The sequence below is a fragment of the Aeromicrobium sp. YIM 150415 genome (assembly GCF_016918125.1).
Taxonomy (GTDB): domain Bacteria; phylum Actinomycetota; class Actinomycetes; order Propionibacteriales; family Nocardioidaceae; genus Aeromicrobium; species Aeromicrobium piscarium.
Map to the genome: position 1 here is coordinate 1 of NZ_JAERWM010000031.1, position 15238 is coordinate 15238.

Sequence of the window (15238 nt, forward strand, 5' to 3'; positions counted from 1 at the left end):
CGCCCCTGCCGGGGCGAGCGCCGTCGTCACTCCCGGTCGAGTGATTCCAGGTAGGCGTTGTACTTCTCGAGCTCGGCATCGGCGTCGCGGTCGGCCTGGCGGTCGTGACGGCTGGCCTCCCGCGCGTCCGAGCGGACCCACTGCGCGAAGATCGCGATCAGCACCAGGACCAGCGGGATCTCGCCGGTCGCCCAGGCGATCCCCCCGCCGACGTACTGGTCGTGCAGCAGATCGGTCGCATACGGCCGGTCGAGCACCTGGTAGAAGCTCTCGGCGATCACATAGCTGGCGCTCATGACCGCCACGGAGAAGAAGGCGTGGAACGGGATCGAGACCATCAAAAGCCCGAAGCGCACGAGCGGAGGCACAGAGCGCGGCGAGGGGTCGACGCCGATCACGACGTAGTAGAAGAGCACGCCCGCGAGCAGGAAGTGCAACTCCATGAAGACGTGCCCGGAGTGCGACTGCATGAGCGTGCCGAACAGGTTGCTGAAGTAGAGCACGTAGAGACTGCCCATGAAGATCGCGGCCGAGACCACCGGATGGGTGAAGAAGCGCGCGACCCGCGAGTGCAGGAAGGCCATCAGCAGGGAGCGCGGCGACTGCTCCCCCGGCCGCCGGGCACCCGGGAGCGTCCGCAGCGCGAGCGTCATGGGCGCCGCGAGCACCAGGAAGATCGGCGCGATCATCGACAACATCATGTGCGAGACCATGTGCCAGCTGAACATGACGTGCGAGTACTGGCCGATGCCGCCGAAGGTCGCCCATGCCACGATGACGACCCCGGTGAACCACGAGGCCGTGCGGGCGATCGGCCAGCGGTCGCCACGCCGATGCAGCACGATGAGCCCCCAGGCGTACAGGGAGACCGCGAAGGCGGCGAAGGCCAGACCGAACCCGTTCGGGCTGAACCCCAGGAAGATCTCGCGCACGCTGGGCGCGGGCGGCATCGGGCCGCCGAGCAGCCGCTCGGCGGGGGTCTGCAGGACGTCCTCGCCGACAGGAGTCGGTGTCCGCGACAGGACGACGGCCACGGCGATCGTCGCGACCATGATGAACACCTCGGTCACCGCGAGCCGCGCGAACCCGGCCCCACGGGCGACGATGCGTCGCCGCTGGGCCCAGCCGAACACGCCGAGGGCCGCGAAGGCGACGGCCTTGACCGCCACGAGCGCGCCGTAGTCGCTGGCGATCTCGCTCCAGCTGCCGAGACGGATCGAGGCGTTGACGACGCCGGACACGCCCACGGTGACGAAAGCCCACAGCGCGATCGTGGAATATCGCGTCACTGCCTCGTCGAGCCGCTTGCTGCCACGCAGAGCGACCCATCCGAGGGCGAGCAGCCCGCCGACCCACACCATCACGCCGAGCAGGTGCAGCATCAGGCTGAACACGGCCAGCGTGTGCGAACCCGCATTGGCGGCGTGACCGGCGAGCGCGACGGGGACGACGGCCGCCAGCGCGATCCCGAGCGTCACCGCGAGCGGACGGATGCCGAGGGTCCAGCGACACGCCACGGCGACGGTGAAGGCGCCGATGGATTGCAGAGCGAGCGCCCGGCCGGGTCCGAAGTCCAGCACGAAGGAGGCGATGAGGTCGATGTTCAGATCGCCGAGGGGCCGGGCGAAGACATCGGCGACATTGAGGACGAGCAGCGCTGCCGCGGCCATCCCCCAGGCGATCGCGAACCACGAGGCGATCCGTACCGCCTGGACCGCGAGTCCCTCCAGACGTGGACCGGACGGCAGCAGGACGACGGCGGCCAGGAGGAAGCCGATGGTGGCGAGGGATCCGAGATCGGCGACCAGTCGGGCGACGGGGAGTCCCCAGCCGACCAACTGACCCGGGTCAGGGATCCCCGGCGGTGCCGGTTCCGGGGCGTTGCCCGGGATCACCAATGCCAGTGCCACCACGGCCAGCGCCACGATCAGGCCCGCGGACGCGAGCCGGACGGTCTGCTTCATCGGGCGTTCCTCTCCCGGCGTCCGCCGCGGGCGAGGACGACCGCGAGCACGAGCACCAGCGCGACGACCCCGGCCCAGGGCCACGGCGTCCCCCAGACGCTCTCGTCCTCCTGCACTCCCTGCGCGATCGGCTCGTCGTTGACCTCCGCGGTGGGTACGGAGAAACGGGTGCTGCCGTCCAGGACACCGCTCTGCGCCGGGACCCGGTAGGCCACGAGCCAGTCGCGCCCCGCGGTCTCGACACCCGAGAGGTCCACGACGACACGTTCGCCGTCGACGATCGGATCACCTGCCGGCAGGGTCACCGGATGCCCGTCAACGATGACACTCGCATAGGCGGGATCACTGACCGGCTCGTCGAAGGTGAAGCTGACGGCGGCGGGCACCTCGTCCAGCTCGGCACCATCGGCGGGATCGACGGACACAGGTCCCTCGGACGTGGCTGCCGCCGGTGCGCCGAGCAGCAGCACCGTCGCGGCGAACGACAGGATCAACAGACGACGACGCGCCGCGGACATGACGACTCCAGAGGAAGAGGTAGGGGCACCTCGAGGATACCGGCGTGCTGGTGCGCGCCGATCAGGCTGCCTAGTGTGGGGTCATGACCGACACGCAGCAGCAGACGGCCGAGTACATCGCGCGCGACGAGCGCTGGGGGGCGCACAACTACCACCCGCTGCCCGTGGTGATCTCCGAGGCAGAGGGCGCCTGGGTCACCGATGTCGACGGACGCCGCTATCTGGACTTCCTCTCCGGGTACTCCGCACTGAACTTCGGCCACCGCAACCGCCGACTCGTCGACGCCGCGCATCAGCAGCTCGACCGGCTCACCCTCACTTCCCGGGCCTTCCACAACGACCAGTTCGGTCTCTTCTGCGAGGAGCTCGCCGCACTTACCGGCACCGAGATGGTCCTGACCATGAACACCGGCGCCGAGGCAGTCGAGTCGGCGATCAAGGTGGCCCGCAAGTGGGCCTATGAGGTCAAGGGGGTGGAGACCGATCGTGCCGAGATCATCGTCGCCACCAACAACTTCCACGGGCGTACGACCACCATCGTGTCCTTCTCCGACGACCCGGCCGCCCACGACAACTACGGTCCCTTCACTCCCGGCTTCGTGACCGTCCCGTACGGCGACCCCGATGCCGTGCGCGCCGCTATCGGGCCGAACACCGCGGCAGTGCTGATGGAGCCCATCCAGGGCGAGGCCGGGGTCATCGTCCCGCCCGCCGGCTTCTGGTCCGATGTCCGGCGCGCGTGCGATGAGAACAATGTCCTGCTCATCGCCGACGAGATCCAGTCCGGGCTGGCCCGGACGGGAACGCTGTTCGCCCTCGACCACGAGGGCGTGCGCGCCGATCTCTACACCCTCGGCAAGGCCCTCGGCGGCGGCATCGTGCCGATCTCGGCGGTCGTCGGGCGCTCCGATGTGCTGGGCGTCCTCAAGCCGGGCCAGCACGGTTCGACCTTCGGCGGCTATCCGGTCGCCTGCGCGGTGGGCCGGGCCGTGGTGGACCTGCTCTCGACCGGCGAGTTCCAACAGCGCGCCAAGGAGCTCGGCGAGCATCTGCACGCCGGGCTGAGAGAGCTGGAGGGACACGGCATCGCGGCAGTGCGCGGGCGCGGATTGTGGGCCGGCGTCGACATCGATCCGCGGGCCAAGACCGGCCGCGAGGTCTCCATGCTGCTGCGGGATCGCGGCGTGCTCTGCAAGGAGACCCACGAGCGCACGTTGCGCATGGCTCCCCCGCTGGTGATCGAGCGCGAGGAGATCGATCAGGCCCTCGCCGCCCTCGCGGAGGCGCTCAGTGAGTAGCCCGGGAGCGCTGGCACGCCGGAATGCGAAGCTCACCGTCGTCGGGGCGGGGAGTGTCGGCACCAGCCTGGCCTATGCCGCGCTCATCCGCGGTGTGGCGCGGGAGGTCGCGCTCTACGACATCGACGGACCGAAGGTCGAGGCCGAGGTGCTCGATCTGGCGCACGGTACGCAGTTCACCGGGGCCAGCCAGATCAGCGGTGGGGCCGATCCGGCGGTGGCCGCCGGATCGCATCTGATCGTCATCACGGCGGGAGCCAAGCAGAAGCCGGGGCAGACCCGCCTCGATCTCGCCGAGACGAATGTGGGCATCCTGCGCACGCTGCTGCCGGCGCTGCTCGAACACGCGCCCGAGGCGATCTACTGCATCGTCACCAATCCGTGCGATGTGCTCACGGTGGCCGCCCAGCAGATCAGCGGTCTGCCCACCGAGCGCATCTTCTCCTCGGGCACCGTCCTCGACACGTCCCGGCTGCGACGGCTGCTCGCCGATCGAGCCGGGGTGTCGACCGCCAGCGTGCACGCGGACATCGTCGGCGAGCACGGGGACTCGGAGTTCGCCCTGTGGTCGCAGGCCCGGATCGGCCCGGTGCCGATCCTGGACTGGACCTCGCCGGAGGGCGACCATTTCTCCTACGGCGAGCTGGAACAGCTCACTGAAGCGGTGCGCGGGGCGGCTTATCGGGTCATCGAGGGCAAGGGAGCGACCAACTATGCGATCGGACTCGCCGGAGCGCGGATCGCTCAGGCGATCTTGCACGACGAGCACGCCGTGCTGCCGGTCAGCACGGTCCACCGCGGGTATCGCGGACTCGACGGTGTCGCCCTGTCCGTACCCAGCGTGGTAACCGCGCGTGGGGTCGAGCACGTCCTCGACCTGACGATGTCGGCCGCGGAGGAGCGTTCCCTCCACGCCTCGGCCGAGGCCCTGCTCGCCACCCAGCGCACCCTCGGCCTCTGAGGCCTCCGGCCCACCTTTTGCCGGGTTGTGGCCCTTTCCAGTGCCGAGAAAGGGCGACAACCCGGCAAAGGTCGAACCCGGACGGTCAGGTGGGCCAGGCGAGCGGGAGCAGATGGTCGATGCTGAGCGGGGCGATCGGGAGGTGGCCGAGGTCGGCCGGCTCGATCCAGCGCAGCTCCTCGATCTCGGCGGCGATCGCGACCTCGGGTGCGCGAACGTGCACCCAGAAGGCCTCCGCCTCGACCTGGTGGTCTGGCTCATTGGCGGCATCGGCGACGAAGCGGCCGAGATAGCTCAGCTCATCGGGCGCCAGTTCGAGGGACAGCTCCTCAGCCAGCTCGCGGCGAATCGTGTCCATCGCCGTCTCCCCCGGGTCCGGCTTGCCTCCGGGCTGCATGAACACCGAAGTGCCGCGCTTGCGGACGGTGAGCACCCGGTCCTGTTCGTCGAGGATGATCGCCGCGGCGACTCGGACAACATGTTGCTCCACTCCCCGAGCATCCCATCACCGCTCGCGGTCACGACACGTGGGAGCGGCCGTAGCGATCGCGGCCAGGTATAGCGGTGAGCTAGCGTCCATCGCCTCGGGCCAACCGACGCTGACGCACCACCCCACCCCGAAAACGGACGCTGACCCACCGCCCACCCGTCCGGCTCCCCCACCGCGAGGAGCCGATGACGGAGGATGTGCCTTCAGGGTCGCTCCCGCTGCCACAGAGGCACATCGTCTCCCGAGCCCGCACGGAGGATGTGCTTCGGCGGTTGCCATGACAACCACAGAGGCACATCCTCCGTCATCGCGGAACAGTCATCACGGAACAAAGGTGAGCTAGCGTCCGTTCACCCGAAGCATTTGGGCGCTCATGCACCGCCCCGCGCTGAGAACGGACGCTGACCCACCGCCCAAGGGGGCAGGGGCACATGGCGAAGGGGCGGGGACACGCGTCCCCGCCCCTTCGCTCTGACCGATCAGGACTCGTCGTCGAGTGCCTTGGCGACGCGGCGATGGGCCTCCCAGATCTCCTCGGGCAGACCCGAGAACTGGTTGAGGTGCTCCTCGCGGAAGCCCATCTCCTGACGCCAGCGATCGACGTCGATCGTCAGGATCCGGTCCAGATCCTCCCGCGGGAGGTCGAGGCCCTCGAGGTTCAGTTCCTCCTCGGTGGGCAGGACGCCGACCGCGGTGCGGCGGCCCTCGACCTGGCCGTTCTTGTACTGCATGAGCCACAGCAGCGCCCGCAGGTTCTCGCGGTAGCCGGGCCACAGGAAGTGGCCGTCCTCGGCATCGCGCTGGAACCAGTTGACGTGCGCGAAGACCGGCTTCTCGGACGCCCGGCCGATGACCTCGAGCCAGTGGGCCGCGTAGTCGGCCTCCGGGTAGGACATGAACGGACGCATCGACATCGGGTCGTAGCGCAGCTGGCCGTCGAGCCCGTCAGCGGCGAAGGTCGCCTCGGCACCGAGCGTGAGGCCGTCGTAGACGCCCTCGGCGACATCGTCGATCGCACGGATCAGCGGCTCACGGTCACGGGTGCGGCCGCCGAAGATGATGCCGTGGATCTCGACGCCCTTGGGGTCCTCGTAGTCCTTGGCGACATTCGGGACATTGCCCATCGTCGTGGTGAAGCGGCTGTTGGGGTGCGCCCACGGCTCGCCGGCCTGCTCGGGCGTGCGATCGGCGATCGCCTCGCCCTTCCAGTCATGCCAGCCGTCGAGGTCCTCCGGCGGGTTCTTGGTCTTGCCCTCCCACCAGACCTCCTGCGTCCTGACGTTGTAGGCCACATTCGTGAAGATCGCACCGCTGCCGGGCTGGATCGAGTCCAGCGCGGTCGGGTTGGTGGCCTCGTTGGTGTCCTTGGCCACGCCGAAGACGCCGTTCTCCGGGTTCATCCCGTAGAGCTTGCCGTCCTCGCCGACCCACAGCCAGGCGATGTCGTCGCCGTAGAACTCGACGTAGTACCGGTCGCCCAGCGCATCGGGGGCGAGCGTCATCGCGAGATTGGTCTTGCCCGAGGCGCTCGGGAAGCCACCGCAGATGTTGTACTTCTCGCCGGTCTGCTTGTCGGTGATGCCCAGCAGCATGAACTGCTCGACGAGGAAGCCGTTCTTCCAGCCGTCGTAGGAGCCCTGGCGCAGACCGTGGGCGATCTTGCCCAGCAGCGCGTTGCCGCCGTAGGACGAGCCGAAGTGCAGGATCGTGCGCTCGTCGGCGACCGTCACGAAGTAACGCTTGTCATCGGGCGTGCCCTGGCCGAGGTTCGGCAGGTCGCCGGTGACATGCACGGCCCGCACGAACGAGTCACCCAGATCGTTGATGTACTCCGCGCCCACGCGCGCCATGCGGATCATCTGCATGACGACCGAACGGTTGTCGGTGATCTCGACACCGGCCGCGAACTCCGCGAGCGGCGAGCCCTTGGGGGACATCAGGTACGGGATCACGTACATCGTCTTGCCCGCTGAAGCGCCGGTCATCAGCTCGATGAGCTTCGGCTTCATCTCGCTCGCCGGGCGCCAGTTGTTGTAGATACCCTTGTCCGCCGGATCGTTCGTCGCGACGATCGTGCGCTCCTCGGAGCGTGCCGTGTCCTTGTAATAGGACTGCGAGTAGTACAGACCCTCTCCCGCCGGCTTGAACTCGCCCGACTCCAGGGCTTCGGCGACCAGCCGCGCATCATCGGCGGCGCTGACGACCTCGATCCGCTCGGGCGTCGTGACTGCCGCCCACTCCTTCACGTACTCGCGCACGTGTGGGTTCGTCAGACCGGCTTCGTCCAGGACCTTGTCCACATCGACCATCGGCTTGTCTCTGTCCTCTCGTACGAACACCCACCGCCCCAGTCGCTCCAGTCTCGACTGTGATCGGCGTTCTACTTGGTGGGCACACTACCCGACGCTCGGGGCCACCAGATGCCGGGATGTGACGGAGCGTACTCAGACCTCAGAGCCGAGCGCCGAGACGACCTCTTCGACGGCCGTGGGAGGCCCAGCGACGGACCATGTGACCGATCCCACATCGACCTGACGGGTGGCTCCGCCGACCCCGGCGACGAGGGCCGCACCGGGTAACCAGTCCCAGGTCGCGACGCTGTGCTGGAACCAGCAGCCGAGCAGCCCGGTGGCGACCCCGACGAGGTCCATCGAGCCCGATCCCAGCATCCGAAGCGTGGCGGGCAGGGACGCCGCGCGCGCGAAGGCATCGGCGATCTCCGGCTCACGCAGACGTGGAGGGTGCAGATAGGTGGCGGCGCTGATGCCGGCGAGCGGAAGGTCGGGCATCGGGCCGGCGGGTGCGCCGTTCACGGTGGTGGGGTACTTCGGGCCGCCGACGTAGACGTCTCCGGTCGACGCGTGTGCCACCGCCCCGAGGACGAGCTCGTCACCGTCGACGAGCGCGATCGCCGAGCACCAGTAGTCCGAGCCGGAGGCGAAGTTATAGGTGCCGTCGACCGGATCGATGATCCACCGGCGCCCGCTCGTGCCCTCGGCAGCGGCGCCCTCCTCGCCCAGGATGCCGTCCTCAGGTCGCACGGCGGCCAGAGTCTCGACGATGTGACGTTCGGCCGCGGTGTCGGCGGAGGTGACGATGTCGGAGATCGACGTCTTCTGCGCGATGCGCAGATCGGTCTCCGACCGCATCCGGGCGGCGAGACCGGCAGCCTCCGTGACGAGCGAGGCTGCCAGCCGAGCGTCGTCAGTCATCGGCGTCCCCCGCCAGCTGCTGCTCGAGCCGGTCGACCTTGGCCGTCAGCTGGCCGTCGTGACCAGGACGGATGTCGGCCTTCAGCACGAGGCTCACCCGCGGGTGCTGTGCGGTGAGGGCGTCGACGCAGGACTTGACCACCCCCATCACCTCGTCCCACTCCCCCTCGAGATTGGTGAACATCGCATTGGTCTCGTGGGGCAGGCCCGAGGCACGGACGATGCGGACCGCCTCGGCGACGGCACTGGACACGCTGCCGGAGTCATCGGGGGTCATGGGCGAGATACTGAAGGCGACGAGCATGTCTCCATCGAAGCACGCCGGTCCAGCCGGTCTCCGCCGGGCGAGACGCGTTCAGCGACGCCCGAACAGGACCACGGCATCGTCGATCGTCGCTTCCTGCCCGTCCGGACCGGTCACCGCACGGGGCCGATCCTCCGCGACCAAGACCTCCCAGTCCCGGGACGGCAGGTCGAGCGCGGCCACCTCCTCCTCGGCGCTGCGCAGAGCCGGGCCGTGCCCCTCGTGATCCCTGGCCCAGGGCGGCGGCGACGCGTGCGACACCACGAGAAGGTGTCCGCCCGGTGCGATACTGCCGCTGAGACGGCGCAGCACCTCGTCGCGTGGGAGCTCGACCGGGGACTGGAAGAAGCAGGCCGAGATCAAGTCGACCTGTCCGGCCGGCTCCCAGGTGGCGAGATCGGCGGGCACCCATTCGATGCGCTCCGCATCGATCCCTGCCTCGGCGGCGGCCCGCGCGGCTCGGTCCAGGGCGACCCGGGAGATATCCACGGCGGTCACCTGCCAGCCTTGGCGGGCCAGCCAGATCGCGTCACCTCCCTCCCCCGCGCCGAGGTCGAGGGCCCGCCCGGGCGGCATGTCCTCTGCTGTGTCGATGAGAGCCGCATTCGGCCGTCCGGACCAGGACTGCTCCCGCTCGCCGTACCGCTGGTCCCAGAAGTCGCGCACGTCATCGCTCATGTCCTCAGTCTCGCACCGCCCTCGACTCACCCCGGGAGCGGTGACTTACGCACCTCTCATGGCGGCCTCGCCCGGGCAGCGGCGACCTACGCACCCCTCGGGCGGGTCGAGAGGTGCGTAGGTCACCGCTCGCGCTGTCCGAGGGGTACGGGTCACGTGGGGGCGAGGGCGGCGAGCTTGGCCTCGATCACGCGCCTCTGCGGGCCGTCCCGCAGGAGCTCGACGGCCCGGCGCAGTTCCTCGGCGGCCTCGCCTCGTCGTCCCGCGCGCCGCAGCAGCTCACCGCGCACGCTCGGAACCAGATACGAGGACCGCAGGGCTGAGAGATCCGCATCGTCCAGGAACCGCAGTCCCACCAGCGGGCCGCTCGCCATCGCCATCGCGACCGCCCGATTCACGGTCACGACGGGATTGCGCGTCACCTGTTCCAAGGCCTCGTACAGCGCGACGATCTCGTGCCAGTCGGTCTCCTCGACACTCGACGCTCGCGCATGACAGGCGGCGATGGCGGCCTGCAGGGCGTACGGTCCGCGTCCCCGGCCGAGCGCATCGGCGCGTTCCAAGGCCCGCACGCCACGGTCGATCTGGCCCCGATCCCAGCGGCGCCGATCCTGGTCCTCCAACAGGACCGGCGCGCCATCGACACCTCGACGTGCTGCGAACCGCGATGCCTGCAGTTCCATCAGTGCGAGCAGTGCGTGGACCTCCGCCTCGCGCGGCACCAGCGAGACCAGGATCCGCCCGAGGCGCAAGGTCTCGTCGGCGATGTCGCGGCGCACCCATTCCTCGCCGCTGCTGGCGGCATAGCCCTCGGTGAACATCAGATACACGACGGAGGTCACCGCCCCGAGTCGTTCGGGCCACTCCCCGGTCTCGGGGATCTCGAACGGCACCCGGGCCGCCGCGAGCGAGCGCTTGGCCCGCACCACCCGCTGCTGGACGGTCGAGACGGGCACCAACAGCAGCCGGGAGATCTCCTCGCTCGACAACCCGGCCACGACCCGCAGCGTCAGCACCACCCGCGCATCGCGGCTCAGCACCGGATGGCAGGCGGCGAAGACGAGCTTGAGCACGTCATCGCGGATGGGCTCCCAGTCGTGCTCCACGGTCTCGCTCAGATCGCGGCCGATAGCGCGGTAACGATCGTCCAGCCGCTCGCGGCGACGCCATCCGTCGATCGCGCGCCGCTTGGCGACGGAGGTGAGCCAGGCCCCCGGGTTCCGGGGTATCCCGGAACCCGGCCACTGATCGAGTGCCTCAGCGAGCGCGTCCTGGGCGAGATCCTCGGCGAGGCCGAGGTCGCCGACCACGCGGGCCACCGTGGCGACGACCTGCGCACCCTCGATCCGCCAGATGGCGTCGAGGGTGCGGCGGGTCTCGCTCCGCTCGCTCATGCCGGTACCCGCAGGAAACAACACACGCTACGCGGCCACCGGCATGAACCAGCCCCAACGACTCGCTCGCTCCGCTCGCTCATGCCGGTACCCGCAGGAAACAACACACGCTACGCGGCCACCGGCATGAACCAGCCCCAACGACTCGCTCGCTCCGCTCGCTCACTGGGTGCCGAGCTGCTCGCGCCAGCCCTCCTCCTTCTGCACGTACTCGTTGTCGGCGTAGTCGGCGAAGTCCGATTCGTCGGTCACACGGCGCACCTCGAGCTTGGCGCCCGCTCCCAGCGGGGCGCGCTTGGCCCACTCGACCGCCTCCTCGCGGCTCGCGACCTGCAGGATCCAGAAGCCGTTGAACAGCTCGTGGATCTCCCCGTAGGGTCCGTCGGACACGATCGGCGTCTCGGCCGAGAAGTCCACGACGAAGCCCTCACCGGCATCGCTGAGACCCTCGCCTGCCACGAGGACGCCCGCGTTCATCAGCTCCTCGTTGTAGCGGCCCATCTGGTTGATGATCTCCTCGAAGTCCATCTCCTCGAAGCTGGCTGCGGCCTCGGCGGTCGAACGCATGATCAGCATGTACTTCATGGGTGTGGTCCCTTCATCGGGACGCCGCCTGTCAGCGTCCTCTACTCAGACGTCGAACGACGTGACACCGGATCGACATCGTCGTGACAACTTTTTCAGATCCGTCGTCGAAGCTCTACTGTTCGGACCGCAGCGGGAGCCGACGGGCACTCGCATAGTGGCGGGGCGAGCCGTCGACCGGGTCGTCGAAGGACAGCTCGCTGGCCAGCAGTTGCAGGGGCCGGGAGAAGTCGTCCGGGTCGGTGCGGGTGATGCTCGGATAGAGCGGGTCGTCGACGATCGGCAGCCCGAGACCGGCGAGGTGCAGCCGCAACTGGTGAGTGCGCCCCGTCCGCGGGAGGAGCCGGTAGACGCCCTGCCCGTCGACCCGCGATTCCAGCATCAGCTCGGTCTCGGCGTTCACCGGCGCCCCGTCCACCACGTACGCGCGCCAGTCGCCGCGCGTCTTCTGGATGTGGTTGCGCACGGTTCGAGGGGTCACGAGGCTCTCGTCCAGGGGCGCGAGCGCTCGGTAGACCTTCTCGACGCGGCGCTGCTGGAACAAGGTCTGATAGGCCCCGCGCCACCGTCGCTCGGCGACCAGCACGAGGATGCCCGAGGTGATCCGGTCGAGCCGGTGGGCGGGTGTGAGCTCTGGCAGCCCCAGCTGCGCCCGTAGCTTGACCACGACGCTCTCGCGGATGTGCCGCCCACGGGGAATGGTCGCCAGGAACGGCGGCTTGTCCACGACGACGATCCGATCGTCGCGATACAGGATCGGCAGGGCACCCGGCACCGGCATCTCGTCGCGGAGGTCCCGATGGAACCACACGAAGGTGTGCGGCAGATAGGGGTCGTCATCGCCGACCGGCCGGCCGCTGTCGTAGACGAAACGCCGATCCGCGAGCATGCCCTCGATGTCCAGCCGGTCCGGCAGCCGCTCCCTCAGCCAGTCCCCCATCGTGGGCCACGGTGCCGGTGCGGTGCGATCACGATCGGGCGTGCGCAGCCAGGCGGCGTCCAGACCGTGTCGTGACGGCAGCGGGGAACGAGGAGGCACCCCGGCATCGTACGGGCCGGCATCGCCGATGCGGCAAGATGACCGCATGCTCGATGTCGTGCTGTACGTGCTCGCTGCCCTCGGCCTGGTCGTCGTGACGCTGATGATCGTCGGTGCGCTGCGTGTCGCCCGGATGCGCCGCGGGCATCGGCGAGCGCTCGCCGCCGCCGGGGTGAGCGAGTCCACGGCGGCCACGCTCTTCGGCGTGGCCTCGGATCGACGGTCCCAGCGGCCGGGGCCGGGCACCCTCGGCCTCGGCGACGAGACGCTGATCTTCGTGCAGGTCGCTCCTCAACGCGAGGTGCGCGTGCCACGCGAGGAGATCACCTCCGCGCAGGTGGACACCAGCTTCATGGGCCGGGCCGCCTCACGCCCCCTGCTCGTCGTGACCTGGGACGCGCAGGGCATGGGCGATGCGGCGGCCTTCGTCGTCCCCGACGCCGAGTCCTGGCGACAGCGCCTCACCTGAGGAGCGGTACCTCGTCAACCCTTCCGCAGCGGTGGAGGTACGTGGTCAACCCTTCCGCTCGACGATGGGGTTGACGACGTACCGCTGGGGCCGGGTCGTCACACCGGTTCGTCGGCCGTCACCCGTAGTTCGAGGGCGCCGACGGGTGTCGCGATGCTCACGACATCGCCGGGACGCAGTTGCCGGCCCCGGCGCGTCTCCGTCTGGTCGTTCACCCGTACCTCGCCGTCGGCGATGATCGCCGCGGCGTGGGCCCCGGATTCGGCCAGTCCGGCGAATTTCAGCAGCTGTCCCAGCCGGATGACGTCCGAGGTGATGGCGATGTCTTCGGATTCGGGCATGACACCACTGTGCCCGATCCGTCGGGAGCCGGCCCGCGCGCGGTCGTCACCCCTCTTCCGACCGCCTATTCTCGGGTCATGGAGCCGAGCAGCGTGCGAGCCGATGTCTGGGTCTGGGCCGTGCGCCTGTTCCCGAGTCGTTCGGCGGCCTCTACTGCGTGCAAGGGCGGCAAGGTGCAGGTCAACGGCAAGCGGGCCAAGCCGGCACAGCGGATCGCGGTCGGCGACCGGATCGAGGCGACCGCTCCCTCCGGCGAGCGCGTGGTGGTCGTGAAGCGACTGCTCGACAAGCGCGTCGGGGCGGCGATCGCCCGCGAGTGCTACGCGGATCACTCCCCTGCCCCCGAGCCACGGGAGTGGCGACTCGCGATGCCGCGCCGAGACCCGGGCACAGGTCGACCCACCAAGAAAGAGCGCCGGGACCTCGACTGGTTCCGGGGCCGCTGAGGTCGCTCAGGCGGCGACGGCGCGCACCTTGGCGAGACCGGTCGCGCGATCGAACTCCTCCTCGATTTCTTCATCGCGGCGGTAGGTGGCCAGGCTCACGATCACCGCGACCACGACATTGGCGATGAAACCGGGGATGATCTCGTAGAGCTCGGTGCCCCAGGCGTTCCACGAGAACACCGTCACCGCTCCGACGACGAGACCGGCGAGAGCTCCCCAGTTGGTGAGCCGTCGCCAGAAGAGGCTCAGCAGGATGATCGGACCGAAGGAGGCACCGAAACCGGCCCATGCGAAGGAGACCAGCTCGAGGATGCTGCCATTCGGATCGAGGGCGAGCAGCGCGGCCAGCACCGCGACGACGAGGACCCCGCCGCGGCCGAGCAGCACGAGGATTCCCGGCTCCGGCGGCCGCTTGGCCACCACCTTGTACAGGTCCTCGACGAGGGCGGAGGAGCACACCAGCAGCTGGCTCGAGACGGTGCTCATCACGGCCGCCAGGACCGCGGCCAGAACGAATCCGGCGACAATCGGGTGCAACAGGATCTGCGACATGGTCAGCATGACCGTCTCGGGATCGCCGAGATCGACATCGGACTGCGCGAAGTAGGCGACACCCACCAGGCCGCCGGTGACCGCCCCGAGGAGGGACAGGATCATCCAGGTGATGCCGATCCGGCGGGCGCTCCGCGCGCCGGAGGGATCCGGCAGCGCCATGAAGCGCACGATGATGTGCGGCTGGCCGAAGTACCCGAGGCCCCAGCCGAGGGCGGAGATGATGCTCACGACCGCCGCTCCCGTCAAGGCGCCGCCCCCGACGAAGGACAGGTGGTCGGGCTCCAGCTCGCGCACCATCGACCATGCCTCGGCCGGTCCGCCGACCGCGATGATCGCCATGACGGGGACGATGAGCAGGGCCACCATCATCATCAACCCCTGGACCACGTCGGTGAGCGAGGCGCCCAGGAATCCGCCGAACAGGGTGTAGATCAGGGTGACCCCCGCAACGAGGAGCATGCCGAGCAGGTAGGTCGAGCCGAACGAGCTCTCGAAGAACACCCCTCCGGCGACCATGCCCGACGACACATAGAAGGTGAAGAACACCAGAATCACCAGCCCCGCGGCGATGCGCAGGAGTCGCGTGGTGTCACGCAGCCGGTTCTCCAGGAAGCTCGGGATGGTGATCGAGTTTCGCGAGACCTCGGTGTAGGCCCGTAGTCGCGGCGCGACGATCAGCCAGTTGAGATACGCGCCGACGGTGAGACCGATGGCGATCCACGCCTCGATGAGCCCGGCGACGTAGATCGCCCCGGGAAGGCCCATCATGAGCCATCCGGACATGTCTGAGGCGCCGGCACTAAGCGCTGCCGCCCAAGGCGGCAGGTTGCGCCCGGCCAGCATGTAATCCTCGTGATCGGTGGTCCGCCGGTAGGCGTAGAAACCGATGGCGAGCATCAGGGCGAAGTAGATGCCCAGTGCGGCGATCTCCCAGGTCTGATCGGACATGGCCCCCGGCCTTTCTCGAGCGTGGGCGTCACCCT

The 15238-nt window shown here is 69.1% G+C and carries 16 protein-coding genes; 4 read left to right on the forward strand and 12 right to left on the reverse strand.

Features of this window, described 5'->3' with window-relative positions:
* Positions 1-26 precede the first annotated feature (26 nt).
* Positions 27-1964, reverse strand: coding sequence for a cytochrome c oxidase assembly protein (locus JL108_RS17870; RefSeq protein WP_205199482.1), 1938 nt, complete (start codon positions 1962-1964; stop codon positions 27-29).
* A complete protein-coding gene (locus JL108_RS17875; RefSeq protein ID WP_205199483.1) occupies positions 1961-2482 on the reverse strand; it encodes a copper resistance protein CopC in 522 nt (173 codons plus the stop codon). The genes JL108_RS17870 and JL108_RS17875 overlap by 4 nt, the downstream gene beginning before the upstream one ends.
* Before the next feature lie 83 nt (positions 2483-2565).
* On the opposite strand from JL108_RS17875, the gene rocD reads away from it, so the two are divergent.
* The gene (rocD, locus tag JL108_RS17880; RefSeq protein WP_205199484.1) at positions 2566-3780 is read left to right on the forward strand and encodes an ornithine--oxo-acid transaminase; all 1215 of its coding nucleotides are present in this window, start codon (positions 2566-2568) and stop codon (positions 3778-3780) included.
* Positions 3773-4741, forward strand: coding sequence for an L-lactate dehydrogenase (locus tag JL108_RS17885; protein WP_205199485.1), 969 nt, complete (start codon positions 3773-3775; stop codon positions 4739-4741). The genes rocD and JL108_RS17885 overlap by 8 nt, the downstream gene beginning before the upstream one ends.
* Before the next feature lie 85 nt (positions 4742-4826).
* On the opposite strand, the gene JL108_RS17890 is transcribed toward JL108_RS17885, so the two are convergent.
* The 8 genes from JL108_RS17890 to JL108_RS17925 all read right to left on the reverse strand — a co-directional run bounded on the left by JL108_RS17890 (position 4827) and on the right by JL108_RS17925 (position 12344).
* Positions 4827-5231: an NUDIX domain-containing protein gene (locus JL108_RS17890; RefSeq protein ID WP_205199486.1), complete on the reverse strand. Its 405-nt coding sequence runs from the start codon at positions 5229-5231 to the stop codon at positions 4827-4829.
* 479 nt (positions 5232-5710) lie between these two features.
* On the reverse strand, positions 5711-7540 hold the full coding sequence (locus tag JL108_RS17895; protein ID WP_205199487.1) for a phosphoenolpyruvate carboxykinase (GTP): 1830 nt from the start codon (positions 7538-7540) through the stop codon (positions 5711-5713).
* Between the two features lie 135 nt (positions 7541-7675).
* Complete coding sequence (locus JL108_RS17900; protein ID WP_205199488.1) at positions 7676-8443, reverse strand: inositol monophosphatase; 768 nt, start codon at positions 8441-8443, stop codon at positions 7676-7678.
* Complete coding sequence (locus tag JL108_RS17905; RefSeq protein WP_143914430.1) at positions 8436-8747, reverse strand: thiamine-binding protein; 312 nt, start codon at positions 8745-8747, stop codon at positions 8436-8438. The genes JL108_RS17900 and JL108_RS17905 overlap by 8 nt, the downstream gene beginning before the upstream one ends.
* A 51-nt stretch (positions 8748-8798) precedes the next feature.
* Positions 8799-9425, reverse strand: coding sequence for a bifunctional 2-polyprenyl-6-hydroxyphenol methylase/3-demethylubiquinol 3-O-methyltransferase UbiG (locus JL108_RS17910; protein WP_205199489.1), 627 nt, complete (start codon positions 9423-9425; stop codon positions 8799-8801).
* A gap of 152 nt (positions 9426-9577) precedes the next feature.
* A complete protein-coding gene (locus tag JL108_RS17915) occupies positions 9578-10819 on the reverse strand; it encodes an RNA polymerase sigma factor (protein ID WP_205199490.1) in 1242 nt (413 codons plus the stop codon).
* 162 nt (positions 10820-10981) lie between these two features.
* Positions 10982-11404, reverse strand: coding sequence for a YciI family protein (locus JL108_RS17920; protein WP_205199491.1), 423 nt, complete (start codon positions 11402-11404; stop codon positions 10982-10984).
* A gap of 115 nt (positions 11405-11519) precedes the next feature.
* Positions 11520-12344: a pseudouridine synthase gene (locus JL108_RS17925; RefSeq protein WP_205199560.1), complete on the reverse strand. Its 825-nt coding sequence runs from the start codon at positions 12342-12344 to the stop codon at positions 11520-11522.
* Positions 12345-12489: 145 nt separating this feature from the next.
* On the opposite strand from JL108_RS17925, the gene JL108_RS17930 reads away from it, so the two are divergent.
* Positions 12490-12912 (forward strand): hypothetical protein, encoded by a 423-nt coding sequence (locus JL108_RS17930; RefSeq protein WP_205199492.1) that lies wholly within the window; start codon positions 12490-12492, stop codon positions 12910-12912.
* A 98-nt stretch (positions 12913-13010) separates the two neighbouring features.
* Here JL108_RS17930 and JL108_RS17935 read toward each other — a convergent pair whose 3' ends face one another.
* The gene (locus JL108_RS17935; protein ID WP_205199493.1) at positions 13011-13253 is read right to left on the reverse strand and encodes an RNA-binding S4 domain-containing protein; all 243 of its coding nucleotides are present in this window, start codon (positions 13251-13253) and stop codon (positions 13011-13013) included.
* A 78-nt stretch (positions 13254-13331) separates the two neighbouring features.
* Between JL108_RS17935 and JL108_RS17940 the strand changes: the two genes are divergently transcribed.
* A complete protein-coding gene (locus JL108_RS17940; RefSeq protein ID WP_205199494.1) occupies positions 13332-13700 on the forward strand; it encodes an RNA-binding S4 domain-containing protein in 369 nt (122 codons plus the stop codon).
* 6 nt (positions 13701-13706) lie between these two features.
* Here the strand turns inward: JL108_RS17940 and putP are convergent, their stop codons facing one another.
* Positions 13707-15203 (reverse strand): sodium/proline symporter PutP, encoded by a 1497-nt coding sequence (gene putP / locus JL108_RS17945; protein ID WP_205199495.1) that lies wholly within the window; start codon positions 15201-15203, stop codon positions 13707-13709.
* Positions 15204-15238 lie beyond the last annotated feature (35 nt).